Origin of the sequence: Paractinoplanes tereljensis (genome assembly GCF_016862435.1) — a bacterium.
In the GTDB taxonomy this organism is placed as follows: Bacteria; Actinomycetota; Actinomycetes; order Mycobacteriales; family Micromonosporaceae; genus Actinoplanes; species Actinoplanes tereljensis.
In genome coordinates, this window is record NZ_BOMY01000042.1 from 161,905 (window position 1) to 178,530 (window position 16,626).

Sequence of the window (16,626 nt, forward strand, 5' to 3'; positions counted from 1 at the left end):
TCTCCTCCTTACCGCCGTTCCAGGCCGGCGAGTTACAGCCTTTCCAGGCCGGCGAGCACCGAGTCGAGCAGGTGCAGGTCGATGATGTTCTGTTGCGCCGGCGTGCCCACGCCGAGGTAGCCCTGCTCGACCAGCACGTCGACCATCACCTTGGTGATCGCCAGCGGCAGGTGCAGGTAGGCGCCGATCTCGGCGACCGACATCCAGGTCGAGCACCGGTGCACGATCGCGGTGTACTCCGGTTCGAGCCGGCGGGTGTCCACCGGCAGGGCCACCACCTGGGTGGCCAGGTCGAGGGTGGAGTCGCGCGGTGCGGTGCGGCCGTTCACCAGGACGTACAACGGTACGAACCGGCCGGCGGCCGACTCGTCGTCGCCGTCCCAGGTATCAAACGTCATGGGCCGCCGCCCGGGCACCGGTGCCCAGATAGTCGCCGATGCGGGTGACGAGACGGCTCACCTCGTACGCCACCAGGCCCATGTCGACGTCCTCCTCGCACAGGACGGCCAGCCGGGCGTTCTGCCCGGCCGCCGCGATGAACAGGGTGCGGTCGCCGTACTCGATGACGACCTGGTGGACCGGGCCGCTCTCGAAGCGGCGCCCGGTGCCGGCCGCGACGCTGTACATCGAGGACGCACCGGCGGCGAGGATCTCGGCGAGGTCCTGCGACATGAACGTCGACTTCTGGATGATCAGGCCGTCGGTGGAGAGCACCACGACCGAGACGACGTGCGGAACCTCGACGAGGTCGTCCAGCATCCAGGGCAGGTCGGTGGAGGCAGTCGGATTGGTCACGAGTTTCCGCCTTGCTCAGCGTTGTCGGTGGTGTCACGGTCGGCCGCCGCGCCCTCGGCCCAGCCCTTCTGGTACCGGGCGAACCGGTTACGGGCCTCCTCCGGCGAACGGGCCGGGGTGGCCGGCGCCTCGGCGCCGTCCTTCTTGCCGGCGTCGAGCAGCTCCGGTGCGAGGTGCTGCTGCGGGCGGCGGTGCGGCAGCGGCGGCCGCTCGGTCGCGGGCTTGGCGGCGGCCTCAGTCCGTGGGACGGCCACCGGCTCCTCGGCCTTCGGCTCCAGAATGGCTACCGCGGACCGGGCGACCTGCGGCGCGGCCTCGGCCGGCGCCGGCCGCTGGGCGGCCGGGACGACCGGGATGGCCCGGGTGTCGCCCACGCCGTCGGCGTCGCCGCCGACCAGGATCCGCTCCGGCAGCAGCACGATGGCCAGCAGCCCGCCGTACGCCGAGCGCCGCAGGCTGATCTGCACGCCCTCCCGCTTGGCCAGCTCGGCCACCACGTGCAGGCCGATCTGGGCGCCGTCGCGCAGCTCGGTCACGTCCGGCGTCGGGGCGGTGGCGAGCAGCGTGTTGGCCCGCTCCACCGCCTCGGCCGACATGCCCACCCCGGCGTCCTCGATCTCCACCGCGACCCCGTGCTGGACCCGGCTGGAGGTGACCCAGACCGTGGTCTCCGGCGGGGAGAACGCCAGCGCGTTGTCCAGCAGCTCGGCCAGCAGGTGGATGACCTCGGCGACGGCGTGCCCGACCAGGGCCACGTCGTTGGCGCTGCGCAGGGTGATCCGCTGGTAGTTGCGGGCCTCGGCGAACGCGGCCAGCAGCACCCGGCGCAGCGGCACCGGGTTCTGGAAGCGCCGGCCGATCTGCCCACCGGCCAGGATGACCAGGTTCTCCAGGAACCGGCGGGTCTGGTTGAGCTGGTGGTGGATGTCGAACAGGTTGGTCAGCAGTTTCTCGTCGCCGACCTGCTCCTGCAGGTCCTCGACCACCTTGAGGCCGCGCTGGAGCGGGCGCTGCGGGCGGCGGGCGACGCCCATCAGCATCGCCGTACCGGCCGCACGGGCCTTGGCCTCGTCGACCGCCGCACCCGCCGCCGCCTGCAGCGACCGGTTGATGACCCGGGCCACCTGGCCGATCTCGTCGCCGCCGTAGTCCGGCGCGGCGAACTCGGCGGCCAGGTCGACCGGCTGGCGCAGGCGCAGCCGCTCCATGACGGCCGGTAGCCGCTGGTCGACAAGCGCATCGGCGTCGGTGCCGAGCCGGGCCAGGCGCACCGAGAGGGCCCGGTCGACCAGGACCCGGGACTGACGCACCGCCCACAGGATCGCGGCCAGCGCCACCGCGAGGGCCAGCAACGAGCCCAGCGACGCGATGAGCAGCTGGTTGTTACCGGTGCGCATGGCCTTGGCGGACACCTGGTCGGCCTGCCGGACGGTGAGGTCGATCAGATCGCTGGAGACCGCGGCGGTCAGCTGGGACCACCGGTCCACCCCGATCGACAGGGTGGGCGGCACCCGCTTGGCCCACGGGCCGTTGGTGGTGATGCTGTTCTCCACCCGGACCAGCTGTTTCCAGTTCTCGCTCGCCTCGACCTCGGCGAACCGTGCACGGGCGTCCGGTTCGAGGTGGGCGGCGGAGCTGGTGAGCGCCGCGTGGTAGGCCCCGACCAGCCGCACGAACTCGAGGTAGTTGGCCTGGGTCAGCGGTCCGGAGGCGAGCGCGCCGTCGATGATCGAGCCGGCCCGGGACATCAGGTCGCTGGCCCGGAACAGCTCGGTGGCGAGGATGCCGCCCTGGGTCGCGGTCACGTCGGGCACCACGCGGGCCTGGTTGTCGAACAGGTCGGTGGCCGCGTCGAGCAGGTCGTTGTAGAACGAGGACGCGGTCTGGCCGGTCATCGACCGCGCGTCGATCGCACTGCGGGTGGTGGCGAGCCGGTCGAGGTAGTCGGAGAGGGCCGACCAGCGCGTCTTGATCGACTTCGGGGCCAGCCCGAGTGCGCCGTCCGCCGCCCCGCGCAGCACGGTCACCTGCTCGTCGGTCTGCCGGCGCCGGTCGAGCAGCGGGTTCAACCCGTTCGACGGGCGGGCCAGGTAGGCCACGCTCAGCCGGCGCTCCTGCTGCAGCGAGGAGAGCGCGGCCACCGCGGGGATGGAGACCTGGCGCACCGATTGGGCGACGGCCCGGTTGTAGAAGCCCTGGAAGACCAGGTAACCGGAAGCCGCGAACCAGATGAGCAGGGCCACCACACTGGGCACCAGAACGAGCCGCACGACCCGCCGGGCGATGGACTGTTGCCGGGGATTTTGGTCTATCGCCGGACCGGCCGATATGGACGTCAACATTCATCCAATCCGGATAGAAAAACGATTCACCCAACGCCCTCGAAGCCGGCGGAAACACCGCACCGGCCCGCCACCCGAACGAGCTTGCAAACCCTAGCGCCACGCCCGTTCCGGCACCAGACGTAAGCATGCATTCTCTCGATCACCATCACGTTTTGCCTGGTCAACGCGGATCCAAAGTAGATCACACTTGGCTTGCGTCAGCCGATCCAGCGCACGGCGCCGAACTTCGCCGGGACGCGGTCGCGGGCGTCCGGCCGCTCCCCCGGGCCGCGGCCGATGACGTCGATCCCGGCCGGGGTGACCAGCGACCGCTCGAAGGTCAGCACGATGAGCTCGCGGTCGTCGCTGAGGTGCTCGACCCGCCACCGGCTGGTCAGCGCGCTCAGGACGCCGCGGCCCCGCCAGGTGAACACGCCGGTGCGGGCGTCGAACCGGTCGACGCCGGTGATCCGCCGGGTGGCCCCCGACCGGGTCCGGTAACTGACCACGTCGCTCAGGCTCAGCGGCGACCCGGGCCGGGCCGCGTAGGTGAAGGTCGGCCGCAGCCGCCGCCCGGACAGCCACATCGGGAACGTGCTGGCCAGCACCCGCCACTCCCCCGGCAGAGTCTCCCGCAGCAGCTCCTCGTGCATCGCGCGCTCCCTCTGCTCTGAGAATCAGACCTAGCCGGAGGCCGGTTGACTCCGAATACCTGTCATGGCGTTCGAAACGGTCGCAGGCCGCTACCGGGTGATCGGTCTGATCGCCAAGGGTGGCATGGGGCGAGTCTGGCATGCCCGGGACGAACTGCTCGATCGCGAGGTCGCGGTGAAGGAGGTGCTGACGCCGACCGGCCTGCCGTGGGCGGATCAGGCCGAGGCGCTGGCGAACACCGTGCGGGAGGCGCGGGCCGCCGCGCGCCTCGACCATCCGAATGTGGTGCGGATCTTCGACGTGGTGCAGGCCGACGGCCGGCCCTGGATCGTGATGGAGTACGTGCGGTCCCGCTCCCTGCACGACGCGATCGTCGAGGGCGGCCCGATGACGCACCGCAACGCCGCGCGGGTGGGGCTGGCCGTGCTGGCCGCCCTGCGCGCGGCGCACTCCGCCGGGGTGCTGCACCGTGACGTCAAACCACGCAACGTGCTGATCGCGGCGGACGGGCGGATCGTGCTCACCGACTTCGGGCTGGCCACCGTGAGCTCCGATCGGATCGGCCAGGCCGAGCAGCTGATCGGCTCACCCGCGTACATGGCGCCGGAACGGATGCGGCACGGTGTCTCCGACGAGCGCACCGACCTCTGGTCGCTGGGCGCCACGCTCTACTGGGCGGTCGAGGGCCGGCCGGTGTTCGCCCGATCCAGCGTCGGCGACCTCACGACGGCCGTCCTGGCCGGTGTCCCCGACCCGGTGCGGCATCCGGGGCCACTGCACGAGGTCATCGCCGGGCTGCTGACCGTCGACCCGGGCGACCGGCTGACCACCGCGGAAGCCGAGACGGCCCTGCAGGATCTGATCCATCGCGAGGTCGGTGTGCACGCCGTTCCGGCGCAGCGCCGGCCCGCCGACGACAACGTTCGGTTCCAGCCGGCCCGGGCGCCGGTCGACCAGGCCAGGCCGCCGGAAAGTGGCCGGCCCCGACACCTGCTGGCCGCCGGTATCGCGGCCGCGATCGTGGCCGCCGCCGGCGTCTCGGCCGCGGCCTGGGCCCACGACAGCTCGGGTCGGCCGGTCCCGCCGCCGGCCACGGTCACGACCGTGGCCACGGGCTCCTGCTCGGGTGCGGCACCACAAACGCTGACCAGCACCGCCGCGCAGGCGCCGATCTCACTGCCGGAGGGCTGGACGTGGCACCGCGACGCGGTCGGGTTCGCGCTTGCGGTGCCGCTGGGCTGGACCCGGGCCCGGGCCGGCGCCCTGGTGTGCTTCGCCGACCCCACCGGTGCCCGGTCCTTCACGGTTCAGGCCGCCGGTCCGCTCGACGGCAAGCCGGTGCGGCGGTGGCAGGACGCCGAACGCTCGGTTTCGCTGCCCGGCTACCGGAAGGTCAGCATGGGGCCGTTGCTGGTTCCCGGCGGCGGCGCCGACTGGGAGTACTCCTGGCAGCCGCCCGGCGCACCACGACAGCACGTCCACCGGTTGGTGCTGGCCAACGGCGACGCCCACTCGTACGCGCTGAGCTGGACCACCCGCGACACCGACTGGCAGCTCGACCTGGCCGTCGAGCGGGTTTTCCTGGCCGGTTTCCGCGACTCGGCCCGCCCGGCCGCGACCTGGACAATCCCGGCACCGCCCAGCTGAGACCCATCCGGGCCATCGGCCGCTCCGAATCACCGGGGGAACCAGCCGCCAGTCGAAGGAGCCCCCGTGAAACTCTCCCGCACCCTTCTCGTCGTTCCGGCCGCGGCCGCGATCCTGTTCGCCGCGCCCGGCGCCGCGTTCGCCGATGAGAGCGTTCACGTGCAGCTCGACGCCCTGAACAAGTCGGGCGCCTCGGGAACGGCCACCCTGACCGCGATGTCCGACGGTGACCTGAAGATCAGCATTCGCTCCACGGGCCTGGTGCCGAACTCGCCGCACGCCCAGCACCTGCACGGCTCCACCGCCGGGATGGACTTCCACTGCCCCGACATGTCGGCCGACAAGGACGGCAACGGTTTCGTCAGCACCGAGGAAGGCATGCCGGTGTACGGCAACATCTTCATCTCGCTGACCGCCAAGGGCGACACCTCGCCCAAGAGCGGCCTGGCCGTCGACCGGATGCCGGCCGCCGACGCGAAGGGCAACCTGTCCTACGACCGCACCATCCCGGCCGCCGACCTGCCCGACGGCACCATCGCGCACCTCAAGGACCTGCACATCGTCGAGCACGGCATCGACGCCAACAACAACGGCAAGTACGACATGGACGCGCTCGGCGAGTCCACCCTGGCCAAGTCGGCCGGTCTCACCGGCATCCCGGAGGAGGCCACCGACCCGGCGACCTGCGGCATGGTGTCCGGCGCGGCCGTCGGTTCGGTGCCGGTCGGCGGCGTGGCCACCGGTGACGGCAGCACCCGGCACGACCCGATGATGGCGTACGGCATCGGCGGGCTCGCCCTGCTCGGCGCGGCCGGTGCGTTCGCCGCCCGCCGCCGCCTGGGCCGGCAGTGATGACCGCTGCTGGGAACCGCTGGGGGCGCTACGCGCTCTCGGCGGTGATCCTGATCCTCACCGTCATCGGGGTCACCGCGGTGGTCCGGGGAACGCCGGATCAGCCCCCGTTGTCAGCCGCGAGCACACCCCCGGACAGCGATCCGGTCGCGCCCCTCACCAGCGGACCCCTGATGAGCACGTCCACCCCGACGCGCGTGGTGATTCCGGCCCTCGGGGTCGACGTGCCGCTCGCCGCACTCGGACTGCAGGCCGACGGCGCCATGCAGGTGCCCACCGACGCGAAGACCGTCGGCTGGTACACCGGGGCACCCACCCCCGGCGCGCTCGGCCCGGCCGTGCTGGCCGGCCACGTCGACTACCGGAAGAAGCCCGGCACGTTCCACCGGCTCACCGACCTCAAGGCGGGCGACTCGATCAACGTCGACCGGCAGGACGGCAGCATGGCGATGTTCTCGGTGGTGAAGGTCGAGCGGTACGCCAAGAACAAGTTCCCGGCCGACGCCGTCTACGGCGCGATCAACCGGGCCGGCCTGCGACTGATCACCTGCGGCGGCAACTTCGACAGCGCCGCCGGGCACTACGAGGACAACATCGTGGTCTACGCCGACCTCAAGATGGCGCATCCGGCGTGAATTTCGCCCGGACCGGGATCCGGGTCGGGCCGTTCAGAATCGTGAAGTCGGCGGTCAGGTGGACAACGGTGTCGCTATCGAAGGAAAGCCCGAGCGGTAGGTCGTACGTCCACTCCGGGCCGGCCTCGATCTCGCCCGGCCCGGCGACCGCACCGGCCCAGTCACCGGCCGGCTCGTAGTAGCCGCGCCACGCGGTCGCACCCACCGTGACGGTGCCGACGTCGACCCGGACCGGGTCGGCGCCCCGATGGACCAGCCGGGCGACACCCGGTGCGTAGCGCACGCCCACGACGGCTCGGGGGAAGTCGGTCAGCCGGTCGAGCAGCCCGCGAGCGGCGGCGGCGAGCTTCGACCAGTCGCCCGGTCCGGCGGTGAGGCCGGCGATCGAGACCGGGCCGGTCGCGTCCAGCTCCAGCACCTCCTCGGCCGAGTCCGGCCGGGCCGCAGCCTTCGGCGGTGTCGCCCCGACCGCCTCGATCAGGGCCTGGATCTCGGCCAGTTCGGCCGGCGGCAACCGGCCGTCGAACCAGCCCGCCCCGCCGTCGCTCACGCTGCGCCAGCCGGTCAGCGCGCCGTCCGCGGCGACCTCGACGCTCTCCGCCACGGCCGGGGACTGGCTGCCGTCCGCGATCACCAAACGCAGAATCATCGCCGCTTCGCCTCCCAGGTGCCGCCGAGTGCCCGGCCGAGAATAGCCATGAACTCCCCCAGGTGACGTGGCTGCGCGCCGTGGTCGTGCGGATCGGTCACCCGGCCCGGGTCGCCCATGATGGAACCACTCGAATAGCTGAACGTCTGGATCGTCTCGTAGCTGTTGTTGTCGCTGGGCAGCGCGGCGTTCAGGTCGAACAGCAGGTCACCGGTCAGCGGCACGGCGGGCTTGGCCGGCACCGGCGGCGGGCCGGCGACCGCGGCCACCGCCGGCACGGTGACGGTGGCCAGTTTCGCGTACTCCTGGACCACCCGCTGGGCGTACGCCCCGCCCTTCACCCCGGCGCCGATGCTCGCCGCCTGGGCGTTGGCCGAGCTGCGGGCCACCATGGCGTTCTGCAGGTTGGTGGCGACCACGCTGGGCGCGATGGCCGGGCCGGCCGCGTCACCGACCGGCGGCTCGTGGCCGGTGACCCGCACGTAGTCGCCGGGGTGCAGCTGATATTCGTCCTGCAGGCCGATCAGGTGGCCGAACTCGTGCGGGATGGTCTTGGAAGCGTTCGGGTCGGCCACGAACCACTCGCCGGCGTTGGCCCGGCCGGTCCCCGGTTTCACCTCCACCGTGTTGGCGTCACCCCCGCCGCCGCTGCTCATCTTGAAGTCGATCGGCATGGACGTGCCGGACGCGGGGTCGACACCCTTGTACTGGTTCCACATCGCCTCGACGTGCCCGAACCAGGCGCCCGGCGCGGCCAGCCCGACGAAGTTGACCTTGGCGGTGACCAGCATCCGGGTCTTCTGGATCTCCCACGAGTAATGCGAGGCGCCGACCCCGACCATGCTGTACGTGGCGCCGCCGACCACCTCGGTCCACTGCCGCTCGACCGCACCGGTCATCGACGCGGGCGACGCCACGTCGAGCGCGTCCCAGGTCGCCTTGTCGGCGGTGCCGGTCGCGGGCAGCGGCGGCACCCGCCCGCTCTGGAATTTCCGCAGCTCGGCCTGGGTGAGCGGGCCGAACGAGCCGTCGTCCTTGAGCTTCGGGGCGGCGCCGGCGTTGTTGAGCTTCTGCTGCAGCTCGTGCACGCCAGGACCGCTGGTCAGCCCGCCGACGCCGACGACCGGGTGCAGCGAGGTGCCGGCGACCTGGGTGCCCAGCGAGTTGGCGGTGCCGCTCGGCGTGTTCTGCTCGACCGGGGTGGCGCCGGCCCCCTCCGGCGCGACGAACCCGCCCTTGACCCCGGCGTCCAGGGCCGTCCACATGGCGGCGTCGACCGTGCCGGTCGGGAACCGGTGCAGGGCGGCGATCTCGTACGCGATGACCGGGCCCATCATGGTCGCGTCGAACACCGCGTTGATGACCAGCCGGGGGTTGGCCCCGACGGCGTTGAGCTTCTGCTGGGCGAACCCGACGTCGGGCCCGGTGGCGCCGAGCGCGAGCTGCACCCGGACCGGGGCCGGCAGGGCGGCGAACGCCGCGTCGATCGCGGCCGTGGTGACCGGATCGGCGAGGCCGGTCACCGGCACGATCCCGGCACCGGTCTGGAAGGTGCGCACCGCGGCCTCGGTGAGCGGACCGTAGCGGCCGTCCTCGGTCAGCGGCGCCGCCGAGGCCTGCAGCCGGCTGAGCTTGACCTGCAGCTCCTGGATCGGGCCGCCGTGCGCGCCGACGCCGGGCGCCGCGGGTGCCGCCGGCGCTGGTGGCCCGCCGACGAACCGGGCGAGCTGGGCGTTGCCGGCCAGGGCGCTGAGTTCCGCGAGACCCGCGGGCCCGGACGGCGCTCCCTGGAGCATCCGGGCCATGGCGGCGTTGCCCGCGCCCGGCAGCATGACCGGGCCGGCCGGGCCCGGATCGGGCCGGCGGACACCGACCGCGTCGGGCGGCTCGAACTCGGGAGTGCGCTGCTCTGCGGACGCCACGGCACGTCACCCCCGGTCGACTCAGGCGATACCGCGAGGATCGACCACCGCGGCCACCCAAGCCAAGGACTTTCGGGCGGCCTTTCGAGCACTCCCTAAGAGATGTCGTAGATGATGTCCAGGCCGACGTCCCGGCGGGTGATACCGGGCATCGGCGGCACGCTGAGAGCGGCCTCGAAGGGCGTGCCGACGACCCGGTCGCGGAGCACCACCACACTGCGGACCCCCTGCTGGCGCAGCATGTCCAGGCTGGCCGCGCTGGGGAAGGTCTGCATCACGTCCCGGATCGCCTGGCGTTGCGGCGGGTTGTAGCTGGCCACGCCGTTCACCATGGTCGGGAAGCCGGCGGTCGACCAGAGCATGATGTTGCTGTCGATGCCGTCGTCGGACGGCAGCACGATCATCGGCCCGGTCGCCTGCGCCATCGCCGCCGGTTCGGCCGGCAACCGCACGTGGGCCAGGTCGGGGAGGCCTTCGGCCAGCACGAGCAGCAGCAGCGGGACGGTCACCACCCGGGCGGCGGTCGTCCGGAACTCCGGCAGGGTGACCCGGTGGGCGAACCGGGCCAGCTCGGTGACGAAACCGGCCGCCAGGATCGCCAGCAGGATGGTCGGCCAGAGGATCAGCCGGCCCGGCGTACGGCTGCCGTCGAACCCGGGAACGTACAGGTAGATCAGCCGGTAGAGGGGACCGTTGGTGCCCAGCGCGCACAGCACCCCGACCACCGTGCCGGCCAGCAGCACCAGCCGCTGCCGCACCGACCACGCCGACAGGAACAATCCGCCGAAGGCGAGCAGGTACAGCACGTACCCGCAGAGCATCACCTTCTCGTTGTCGGCGTTGCCGAGCGCGGCCCGAGCCTCGTTGTGCAGCTCGCCCAGCGGCAGCGAGAACAACGGCGCGACGAGCAGGCTGCGCGGCGTCGGCGAGAACGCCGCGATGTAGTCCCAGGACCGGGTCACCGCCGGGTAGGACTCGCGGACCTGCTGATAGGCGTACGCGAAATAGAGCGTGGTCGCGGCGAAGAGCAGCCCGCCGACCAGATCGCCGATGACCAGCCCGCGGGTCAGCGGCGGGCGGCCGCGCAGCAGCCAGCCGAGCACCGCGCCCAGCCCCACCACGGCCAGCACGTAGACGAAGCCGAGCCCGATCCCGAAGCCCAGGCTGACCTGCCAGGCCGCGACCAGCCAACCGGCCACCGCCCAGCCCGGCCGCACCCGATCCCGGCGGTAGCCGTGGGTCAGCGACCAGCCGTGGCCCCGGGCCAGCATCGCGAACGCCAGGGTGATGCCGCCGGTGGACAGGATGTTCAGGTGGCCGACGTGGCCGTACCGCCAGGGCGCGTAGGCAAGGGCGGCGCCGGCCACCCCGGCCGCGACCCGGCCGGCGCCGAGCTGCCGCAGCAGGGCGTAACCGCCGAGGAAGGCGAGCGCGAAGGCCAGCACGAACAGGATGTTGTAACGCAGGATGGCGGCGTCCACCCCGGTGCCGATCAGCCCGGCCGGGACGTACCCGAACAGGCTGTCGTTGAGCGCCAGGCCGTACTTCTCCGGGTAGAAGGCGTTCGTCGCCCACAGACCGCGCAGGCCGTGCAGCAGCGAATGCCCGTCCCAGGCCACCAGCCAGGCCTGCGCGGTCGTGTCACCACCGTCGCCGATGATGGTGTGCACCGGATCGGCGATGGTGGCGGGTTTGACCCCGCCAACCATCAGATCCTTCGCGTACGGCGGAATCAGCCAGACCATGGCGATCGCGAGAAGCACCGACCCGACGGTGGCGATCAGCGCCTCGAACCGGTGCGGCCGGCCGGCCGGTTTCGGCTCGGCAACGGACGGCTCGGTCACCGGGTCGGTGGCGAGATCTGACAAAGCGCACCCCCGCACGCCGGGCTGACAAACGCGAGTGACGCTAACAGACCTCCCCCAAAGTTGATAGGCGCATGTCGATACGCACTACGGCGCCGCCGGGAACGGCGCCCGGTCCTGCTGGCAGTGGGTGCCGGCCGGCGGCAGGGCGCCGTCGATCAGGTAGCGGCTGTACCAACCGGTGATGCAGGCGCTGTAGCGGGTGGTGTGGCCGTAACCATCCAGAGTGAGCAGTCGGGCGTTGCCCAGCTCCCTGGTCATCCGCACGGCGAAGTCGTACCGGGTGGCCGGGTCGTGCGTCGGGTTGACCACCAGCACGGTGTTGGCCGTGCGGCGGTTCCACGGGCCGTGGTAACGCTCGTTGATCAGCGGCCAGTTGGCGCAGGCCACCTCGCCGAACGCCTCGGCCCGGCCGAACGTCGGGCTCGCCTTCTCGAAGCGGGCGGCGATGCCGGGATAGGCCGCCGGGTCGCGCGGCACCCGGGTGTCCGCGCAGTTCACCGCGAGGAACGAGTCGTTGCCGTTGTAGAGGTAATCGTCGGCCGACCAACCCGGGCCGGGTTTGGCCTTCGGGAACGGGCGGGCGGCCAGGGCGGCCGGCGCGCCGCCGCCGAGGACCGCGTCGTACGCGATCTGCAGGGTGACCGCGGCGTCCGGCCAGGACGCGATGTTGTACATCGTGCCGGAGATGAAGTCGGTCAGGTCGTCGATGGTCACCGTGCCGCCGAGGTCGGGCACCTCGGCCGGGCCCTGCCGGAGCCGGTCGCGCAGCGCGTCGAACTTGGTGCGGGCGTCACCGGCGAACGCGCAGTTCGCACCGGCCTTGTCGCACTCGGACAGGAACGCGCTCAGCACGATCTCGAAGCCGCCGGCCCGCTCGAACTTGTTGTCCATCCGGTGGTTGGTGCGCTGGTCGGGGTCGACGTTGCCGTCGATGACCACGGCTCGGACGTTGCTCGGGAACAGGTTGGCGTAGGTGGCGCCGATCAGCGTTCCGTAGGAGTAACCGATGTAGTTGAGCTTGCGGTCGCCGACCGCCTGGCGCAGCTGGTCGAGGTCCTTGGCGACGTTCAGCGTGCTCATGTGCTCGAGCAGCGGGCCGGCGTTGCGCACGCAGCCGTCGGTGTAGGCCAGGTTGGCCCGGATCGTGCTGCTGATCTCGGCCCGGCTGAGCGGGACCAGCCGCATCTGCGCGAAGAGCGCCTCGGCCTCGGCGTCGGTCGGGAAGCACTGGACCGGGTCGCTGGCGCCGATCCCGCGCGGGTCGAAGCCGACGATGTCGAAGCGGGCCAGCACGTCGGGCCCGACGATCCGGCCGGCGGCGGCCGCGACGACCATGCCGCGGCCGGCTCCACCCGGGCCACCGGGGTTCACGAAGATGGTGCCGATCTTGTGGGCGGGGTCGTCGGCGGGGCGGCGGGCGAGCGCGATCGTGGTGGTCGCGCCGCGTGGTTTGTCGTAGTCGAGCGGCACCTCGCGGGTAGCGCACTCGAATCCGGCGAGGTTGGCCTCGGTGCACGCGGCCCACGGCACGCCGCTGGTGGCGGCGGTGGCGGCGCCCGGTGCGGCGATGGCGGCGGTGAGAGCGAGGGTGACGCCGGTCAGAGCGGCAATGAACGGTCTCATCCGGCCATCCTGGCAGGTATCGACGTTGATCGTTGCCCCGCGCGACGGCGGCCCGGGAAAGGTTCCCGGGCCGCCGGCCTCGTTACGAGATGCGGATCTTCGCGGAGGTGCCGTTCTCCGACAGCACGCGAATCTTCACACCGACCGCGGGGAGCTTGACCCCGTGGTTCGGCAACTCGTCGTAGAAGTACTTCTGGGTGTCGTCGAACAGCGGCTGGCCGGGCTGACCGCGTACATAGGAAGCCGCGCCGTTGATGTGCAGGGTCATCGAATCGGCCTTACGCAGCCCGAACGGTGCGTCGTAGACCTGGATGCGGGAACTGAACGGCAGGCCGTCCATCCGGTAGAACGGGCGTGGGTGCGAGTCGATGTAAAGGTTGCGGCCCACGCCCGGGTGCCAGTTGGTGTCGTTGTCGACCTGGGACCGGTCCCAATAGGAAATCAACACCCCGGTTTGGTACGAGTAGTGCTCGACCCAATCAGGCTTGGTGTTGAGGAAACCGAAGTTGTACGGGCCGGTCTTCAGGTATTTGTCGTACGAGACATAGGTGCGGTGGCCGGCGATGTAGTAATTGTCGTACTGGCCGGTCGCGCTGGTTCCCACCGCCGAGAAACCCTTCAGCGTCCACGGCGAGGTGCTCTCGGCGTCGTCGCTGAACAGCACCGTGGCACCGTCGGTGACCTGCAGGTTGTCCGAGAAGAAACCGCCGGCCGCGAAACCGCCGTCGGTGCGGTAATAGAACTGCAGATAAACCTTCTGGCCCGCATAAGCAGTGAGCGGCACCGCAACGTCCACCCACTGGTCCTCGGTGCTGCCACCGAGCGCCGGCCGGGGCGGATTGGCCCCGTCCCGGATGAACGGCTGGCCGTTGACCGTGCCGTCGAGAGCCGTCCACTTCTGTCCGTCGAGCGACGCCCGCACGTACAGATAGTCGAAGCCCTCCTCGATGTTGTAACGCGCCTTGAGGGAAAGCGTCGGCGCGGTCGTGCCGGCCAGATCGAACTGGCGCGTCATCGAGTTGCGGAGGTCGTCGGCATTGCCGGAGAAATACTGCTTGGTGCCGGCGAACGGCGCACCGAACTGGGTGACCACCGTCTTCTTCGGCAGCACCACGACGGCGGCCTGCGCCTTCTTGCTGTTGTACTCCTGTGGGCCGAGGGTGAGGGTCCGCTTCTGCTTCGCCACCACCGTCTCGTAATCGAGCCAGCCGAGCTGGAGCTTGTTCCACGCCCCGAGGTCGCCCGGCCGGGTGCCGAGCGGCTCCCCCGCCGCGTTGAGCCGGCTCTGCGCCATCAGCGTCCAGTACTCGTTGTTGCCGTTGCCGCCGGCCAGCACGTTGTAGTCGTCGGGCAGGCCGAGGTCGTGGCCGTACTCGTGGACGAACACGCTCAGGCCGCCATTTTCCGGCTGGATCGTGTAGTCGCCGATCCACAGGCCGGTGTCGGCGATCTCGGTGCCGCCCAGCAGGTTGCCGGCCGGGCCGCGGTCACCCTCGTCATCGCCGTACGCGAAAGCCCGGTGGCTCCAGATCGCGTCTTCGCCCTGCGAAGGATCGCCGTCCGCCTCGTCGCCGCCGGCGTGCACGATCTGGAAGTGGTCGAGGTAGCCGTCCGGCTCGTTGAAGTTACCGTCGCCGTCGAAGTCGTACCGGTCCCACTGGTCGAACGTCTTGAGCTCGGCGACCACCTGGGCCTTGGTGCGGCCGAGCGCGAGCTGGTCGGTGACCCACTGGGCGGCGGCGTCCCGGACCAGGTCGAACGTGGTGTTGCAGACATTGCTGCCGCACACGTTCGGGTCGTCCCCGTTCTCGTCGGCAGGGTCGTCACCGGACCGGCCGTACCGTGCCTCGTTGTATTTGACCTTCACCCAGTCGGTGACCGTGCCGTCGACGCTGTAGCGCCCGGACGACTGGGTCTCGTAGTAGGTCTTGACCGACTCGGTGTTCTTACCCTTGCCGAAGTAGAGGTTCTGGTAGTGCGCGCGGTTGTAGTCGGCCTGCCAGACAGTGGTGTTGTCGAGCGCGCGGTTCGGTGCCGGGATCTGGTTGTGTAACGGGCCGTCGAACCGCTGCGGCCCGGCCGTGGTGGGTTCGGTGTCCTGGTCGGGGAAGCGCGGATCACGCTCGTTGCCGAACTCGGCGAGGATCACGAAGATCCGGTCGGTCTTCTCCCGGGCCAGTTCCACGTATTGATCGCGGTTGTCGCGGCCGCCGCCACGGCTGCGCGACTTTCCGCCGAAAGCGCCGCCGCCGGTCGACTGACCGACCTTGACGACCGTGCTGCCGTTGCGGTTCTCCAACTTGGCGCGGCCGGAGGCGACATCGCTGACAGCTTTCTCCCGCAACGCCCTCCGCTTCTGTTCGAGCGGACCGACCAGCTCGTCGCTGGCCGCATGTTTGTCCGAGGGGGTCGCGGCCGGCGTCTCCGCCGAGGGCGCGGCCACGGCGGCCGGACTGAGCGAAACACCCAATCCGGACGCCAGGCTCAAGCCCAGCAATCCCACTACGACTTTTCGCATCGATTTACCTCCGGAGCGGTGGTGCCACACCCGCCGGTGGTGCGGGCGCGGCCCGGATGCACTGTGGACCGTTTGGGTCCGCCTAGGAACCTAGGCATCGATGCGTAGCAAGGGGAAGGCGTAGACCGATTTCGATCCAACAAAACCGCCGACCCGGTAGGACGAACCGGGTCGGCGGCCTTTAAAAGGGACTACCGGGTGGGCGCGGCCTCGGTCTCGGCCGCGAGCAGCCCGTCGACCGTTCCGTACCAATTGCCGCCGGGAACGGCCAGCACCGGGACGACCTTGCCCCGGCCGGGCGCCGCGGCCTTGGCCGCCGCGCGCCGCTGGGCGTGCAGCCGGCGGTACTCGCTGAGGATGGTGCGCAACACCCGGGTGCCGTCCCGGAACGTGTTGAGGTTGCTCACGCCGTGAATGCGCAGGTGTTCGATGCTGGAGACCTCGGTGACCCGCATTCCGCCGGCCGCGACCCGGATGTTGATCAGGGTCTCGATCTCGAACCCGTCGCCCCACAGCTTGCTGCCGTCGGCCGGTCGCGGCAGGTCGGTCGCGGGCAGGTCCATCACCGGTACGGCGCGGCGCCAGAAGGCGTTGTAGCCGTAGCAGAGGTCGGTGAACTTGGTCTTGAACAGGGTGTTGACGAACAGGTTGAGGCCCATGTTGCCGGCCCGGCGCAGCGGGGTGATGTCGTCGCTGTGGCCGCCCTTGCCGAAGCGCGAGCCCTTGGCGAACTCGGCCCCCTCGATCAATGCCTCGACGAACCGGTGGATCTCGGCCGGGTCGGTGGAGCCGTCCGCGTCGATCATCACGATGGCATCGCCGGTGCAGGCGGCAAACCCAACAGCCAGAGCATTTCCCTTGCCCGTACGGGTCTGCTGTACCACCACCACGTCGGGGCGCAGCCGGCGCGCGACCTCGACGGTGTCGTCCGACGAACCGCCGTCGACCAGGATGACCTCGTGCAGGCCGACCGGCAGCGCCTCGAACACGTGCGGCAGGTTCTTCGCCTCGTTCAGCGTGGGGATGACGACACTGACCTTGGGTGGCCGGCGGGGCTGGCCGGGCGGGGTGCTCCGGCGGTCCGGCGTCGAGCGGATGGTGCTGCGGCGATCCTGCGTCATGGGGGGTCCTTCAGTTGC

The 16,626-nt window shown here is 70.9% G+C and carries 13 protein-coding genes; 3 read left to right on the top strand and 10 right to left on the bottom strand.

What is annotated here, in order from left to right; all coding sequences use genetic code 11:
* Window positions 1-32: 32 nt before the first annotated feature.
* From Ate02nite_RS33090 to Ate02nite_RS33105, 4 genes are all read right to left on the bottom strand, one after another.
* The gene (locus Ate02nite_RS33090; RefSeq protein WP_203811804.1) at window positions 33-398 is read right to left on the bottom strand and encodes a DUF742 domain-containing protein; all 366 of its coding nucleotides are present in this window, start codon (window positions 396-398) and stop codon (window positions 33-35) included.
* A complete protein-coding gene (locus Ate02nite_RS33095) occupies window positions 388-795 on the bottom strand; it encodes a roadblock/LC7 domain-containing protein (protein WP_203811805.1) in 408 nt (135 codons plus the stop codon). The genes Ate02nite_RS33090 and Ate02nite_RS33095 overlap by 11 nt, the downstream gene beginning before the upstream one ends.
* Complete coding sequence (locus tag Ate02nite_RS49565; protein WP_203811806.1) at window positions 792-3,137, bottom strand: sensor histidine kinase; 2,346 nt, start codon at window positions 3,135-3,137, stop codon at window positions 792-794. Before Ate02nite_RS49565 ends, Ate02nite_RS33095 begins: the two co-directional genes overlap by 4 nt.
* A gap of 200 nt (window positions 3,138-3,337) precedes the next feature.
* Window positions 3,338-3,772, bottom strand: coding sequence for a hypothetical protein (locus tag Ate02nite_RS33105; RefSeq protein ID WP_203811807.1), 435 nt, complete (start codon window positions 3,770-3,772; stop codon window positions 3,338-3,340).
* A gap of 64 nt (window positions 3,773-3,836) precedes the next feature.
* Here Ate02nite_RS33105 and Ate02nite_RS33110 point away from each other — a divergent pair, with 64 nt between their 5' ends.
* The 3 genes from Ate02nite_RS33110 to Ate02nite_RS33120 all read left to right on the top strand — a co-directional run bounded on the left by Ate02nite_RS33110 (window position 3,837) and on the right by Ate02nite_RS33120 (window position 6,907).
* Window positions 3,837-5,420 (top strand): serine/threonine-protein kinase, encoded by a 1,584-nt coding sequence (locus Ate02nite_RS33110; protein ID WP_203811808.1) that lies wholly within the window; start codon window positions 3,837-3,839, stop codon window positions 5,418-5,420.
* A 66-nt stretch (window positions 5,421-5,486) separates the two neighbouring features.
* A complete protein-coding gene (locus tag Ate02nite_RS33115; RefSeq protein ID WP_203811809.1) occupies window positions 5,487-6,272 on the top strand; it encodes a GVDTG sorting domain-containing protein in 786 nt (261 codons plus the stop codon).
* Window positions 6,272-6,907, top strand: coding sequence for a class F sortase (locus tag Ate02nite_RS33120; protein WP_203811810.1), 636 nt, complete (start codon window positions 6,272-6,274; stop codon window positions 6,905-6,907). Before Ate02nite_RS33115 ends, Ate02nite_RS33120 begins: the two co-directional genes overlap by 1 nt.
* Here Ate02nite_RS33120 and Ate02nite_RS33125 read toward each other — a convergent pair.
* From Ate02nite_RS33125 to Ate02nite_RS33150, 6 genes are all read right to left on the bottom strand, one after another.
* Window positions 6,885-7,556, bottom strand: coding sequence for a hypothetical protein (locus Ate02nite_RS33125; RefSeq protein WP_203811811.1), 672 nt, complete (start codon window positions 7,554-7,556; stop codon window positions 6,885-6,887). The genes Ate02nite_RS33120 and Ate02nite_RS33125 overlap by 23 nt on opposite strands.
* On the bottom strand, window positions 7,553-9,478 hold the full coding sequence (locus tag Ate02nite_RS33130; RefSeq protein WP_203811812.1) for a peptidoglycan-binding domain-containing protein: 1,926 nt from the start codon (window positions 9,476-9,478) through the stop codon (window positions 7,553-7,555). Before Ate02nite_RS33130 ends, Ate02nite_RS33125 begins: the two co-directional genes overlap by 4 nt.
* Before the next feature lie 95 nt (window positions 9,479-9,573).
* Window positions 9,574-11,346, bottom strand: a complete 1,773-nt coding sequence (locus Ate02nite_RS33135) for a hypothetical protein (protein WP_239147888.1) — start codon at window positions 11,344-11,346, stop codon at window positions 9,574-9,576.
* 84 nt (window positions 11,347-11,430) lie between these two features.
* Complete coding sequence (locus Ate02nite_RS33140) at window positions 11,431-12,969, bottom strand: alpha/beta hydrolase (protein ID WP_203811813.1); 1,539 nt, start codon at window positions 12,967-12,969, stop codon at window positions 11,431-11,433.
* An 82-nt stretch (window positions 12,970-13,051) separates the two neighbouring features.
* Window positions 13,052-15,472 (bottom strand): immune inhibitor A domain-containing protein, encoded by a 2,421-nt coding sequence (locus tag Ate02nite_RS33145; RefSeq protein ID WP_203811938.1) that lies wholly within the window; start codon window positions 15,470-15,472, stop codon window positions 13,052-13,054.
* Window positions 15,473-15,678: 206 nt separating this feature from the next.
* Window positions 15,679-16,608: a glycosyltransferase family 2 protein gene (locus Ate02nite_RS33150; RefSeq protein ID WP_203811814.1), complete on the bottom strand. Its 930-nt coding sequence runs from the start codon at window positions 16,606-16,608 to the stop codon at window positions 15,679-15,681.
* Between the last annotated feature and the right edge of the window lie 18 nt (window positions 16,609-16,626).

Bases quoted from the DNA above. Each gene is read 5' to 3' on its own strand.
- Ate02nite_RS33105 (WP_203811807.1), bottom strand. From the start codon at position 3,772: ATGCACGAGGAGCTGCTGCGGGAGACTCTGCCGGGGGAGTGGCGGGTG.
- Ate02nite_RS33150 (WP_203811814.1), bottom strand. From the start codon at position 16,608: ATGACGCAGGATCGCCGCAGCACCATCCGCTCGACGCCGGACCGCCGG.
- Ate02nite_RS33090 (WP_203811804.1), bottom strand. From the start codon at position 398: ATGACGTTTGATACCTGGGACGGCGACGACGAGTCGGCCGCCGGCCGG.
- Ate02nite_RS33140 (WP_203811813.1), bottom strand. From the start codon at position 12,969: ATGAGACCGTTCATTGCCGCTCTGACCGGCGTCACCCTCGCTCTCACC.
- Ate02nite_RS33110 (WP_203811808.1), top strand. From the start codon at position 3,837: ATGGCGTTCGAAACGGTCGCAGGCCGCTACCGGGTGATCGGTCTGATC.
- Ate02nite_RS33125 (WP_203811811.1), bottom strand. From the start codon at position 7,556: ATGATTCTGCGTTTGGTGATCGCGGACGGCAGCCAGTCCCCGGCCGTG.
- Ate02nite_RS33120 (WP_203811810.1), top strand. From the start codon at position 6,272: ATGACCGCTGCTGGGAACCGCTGGGGGCGCTACGCGCTCTCGGCGGTG.
- Ate02nite_RS49565 (WP_203811806.1), bottom strand. From the start codon at position 3,137: ATGTTGACGTCCATATCGGCCGGTCCGGCGATAGACCAAAATCCCCGG.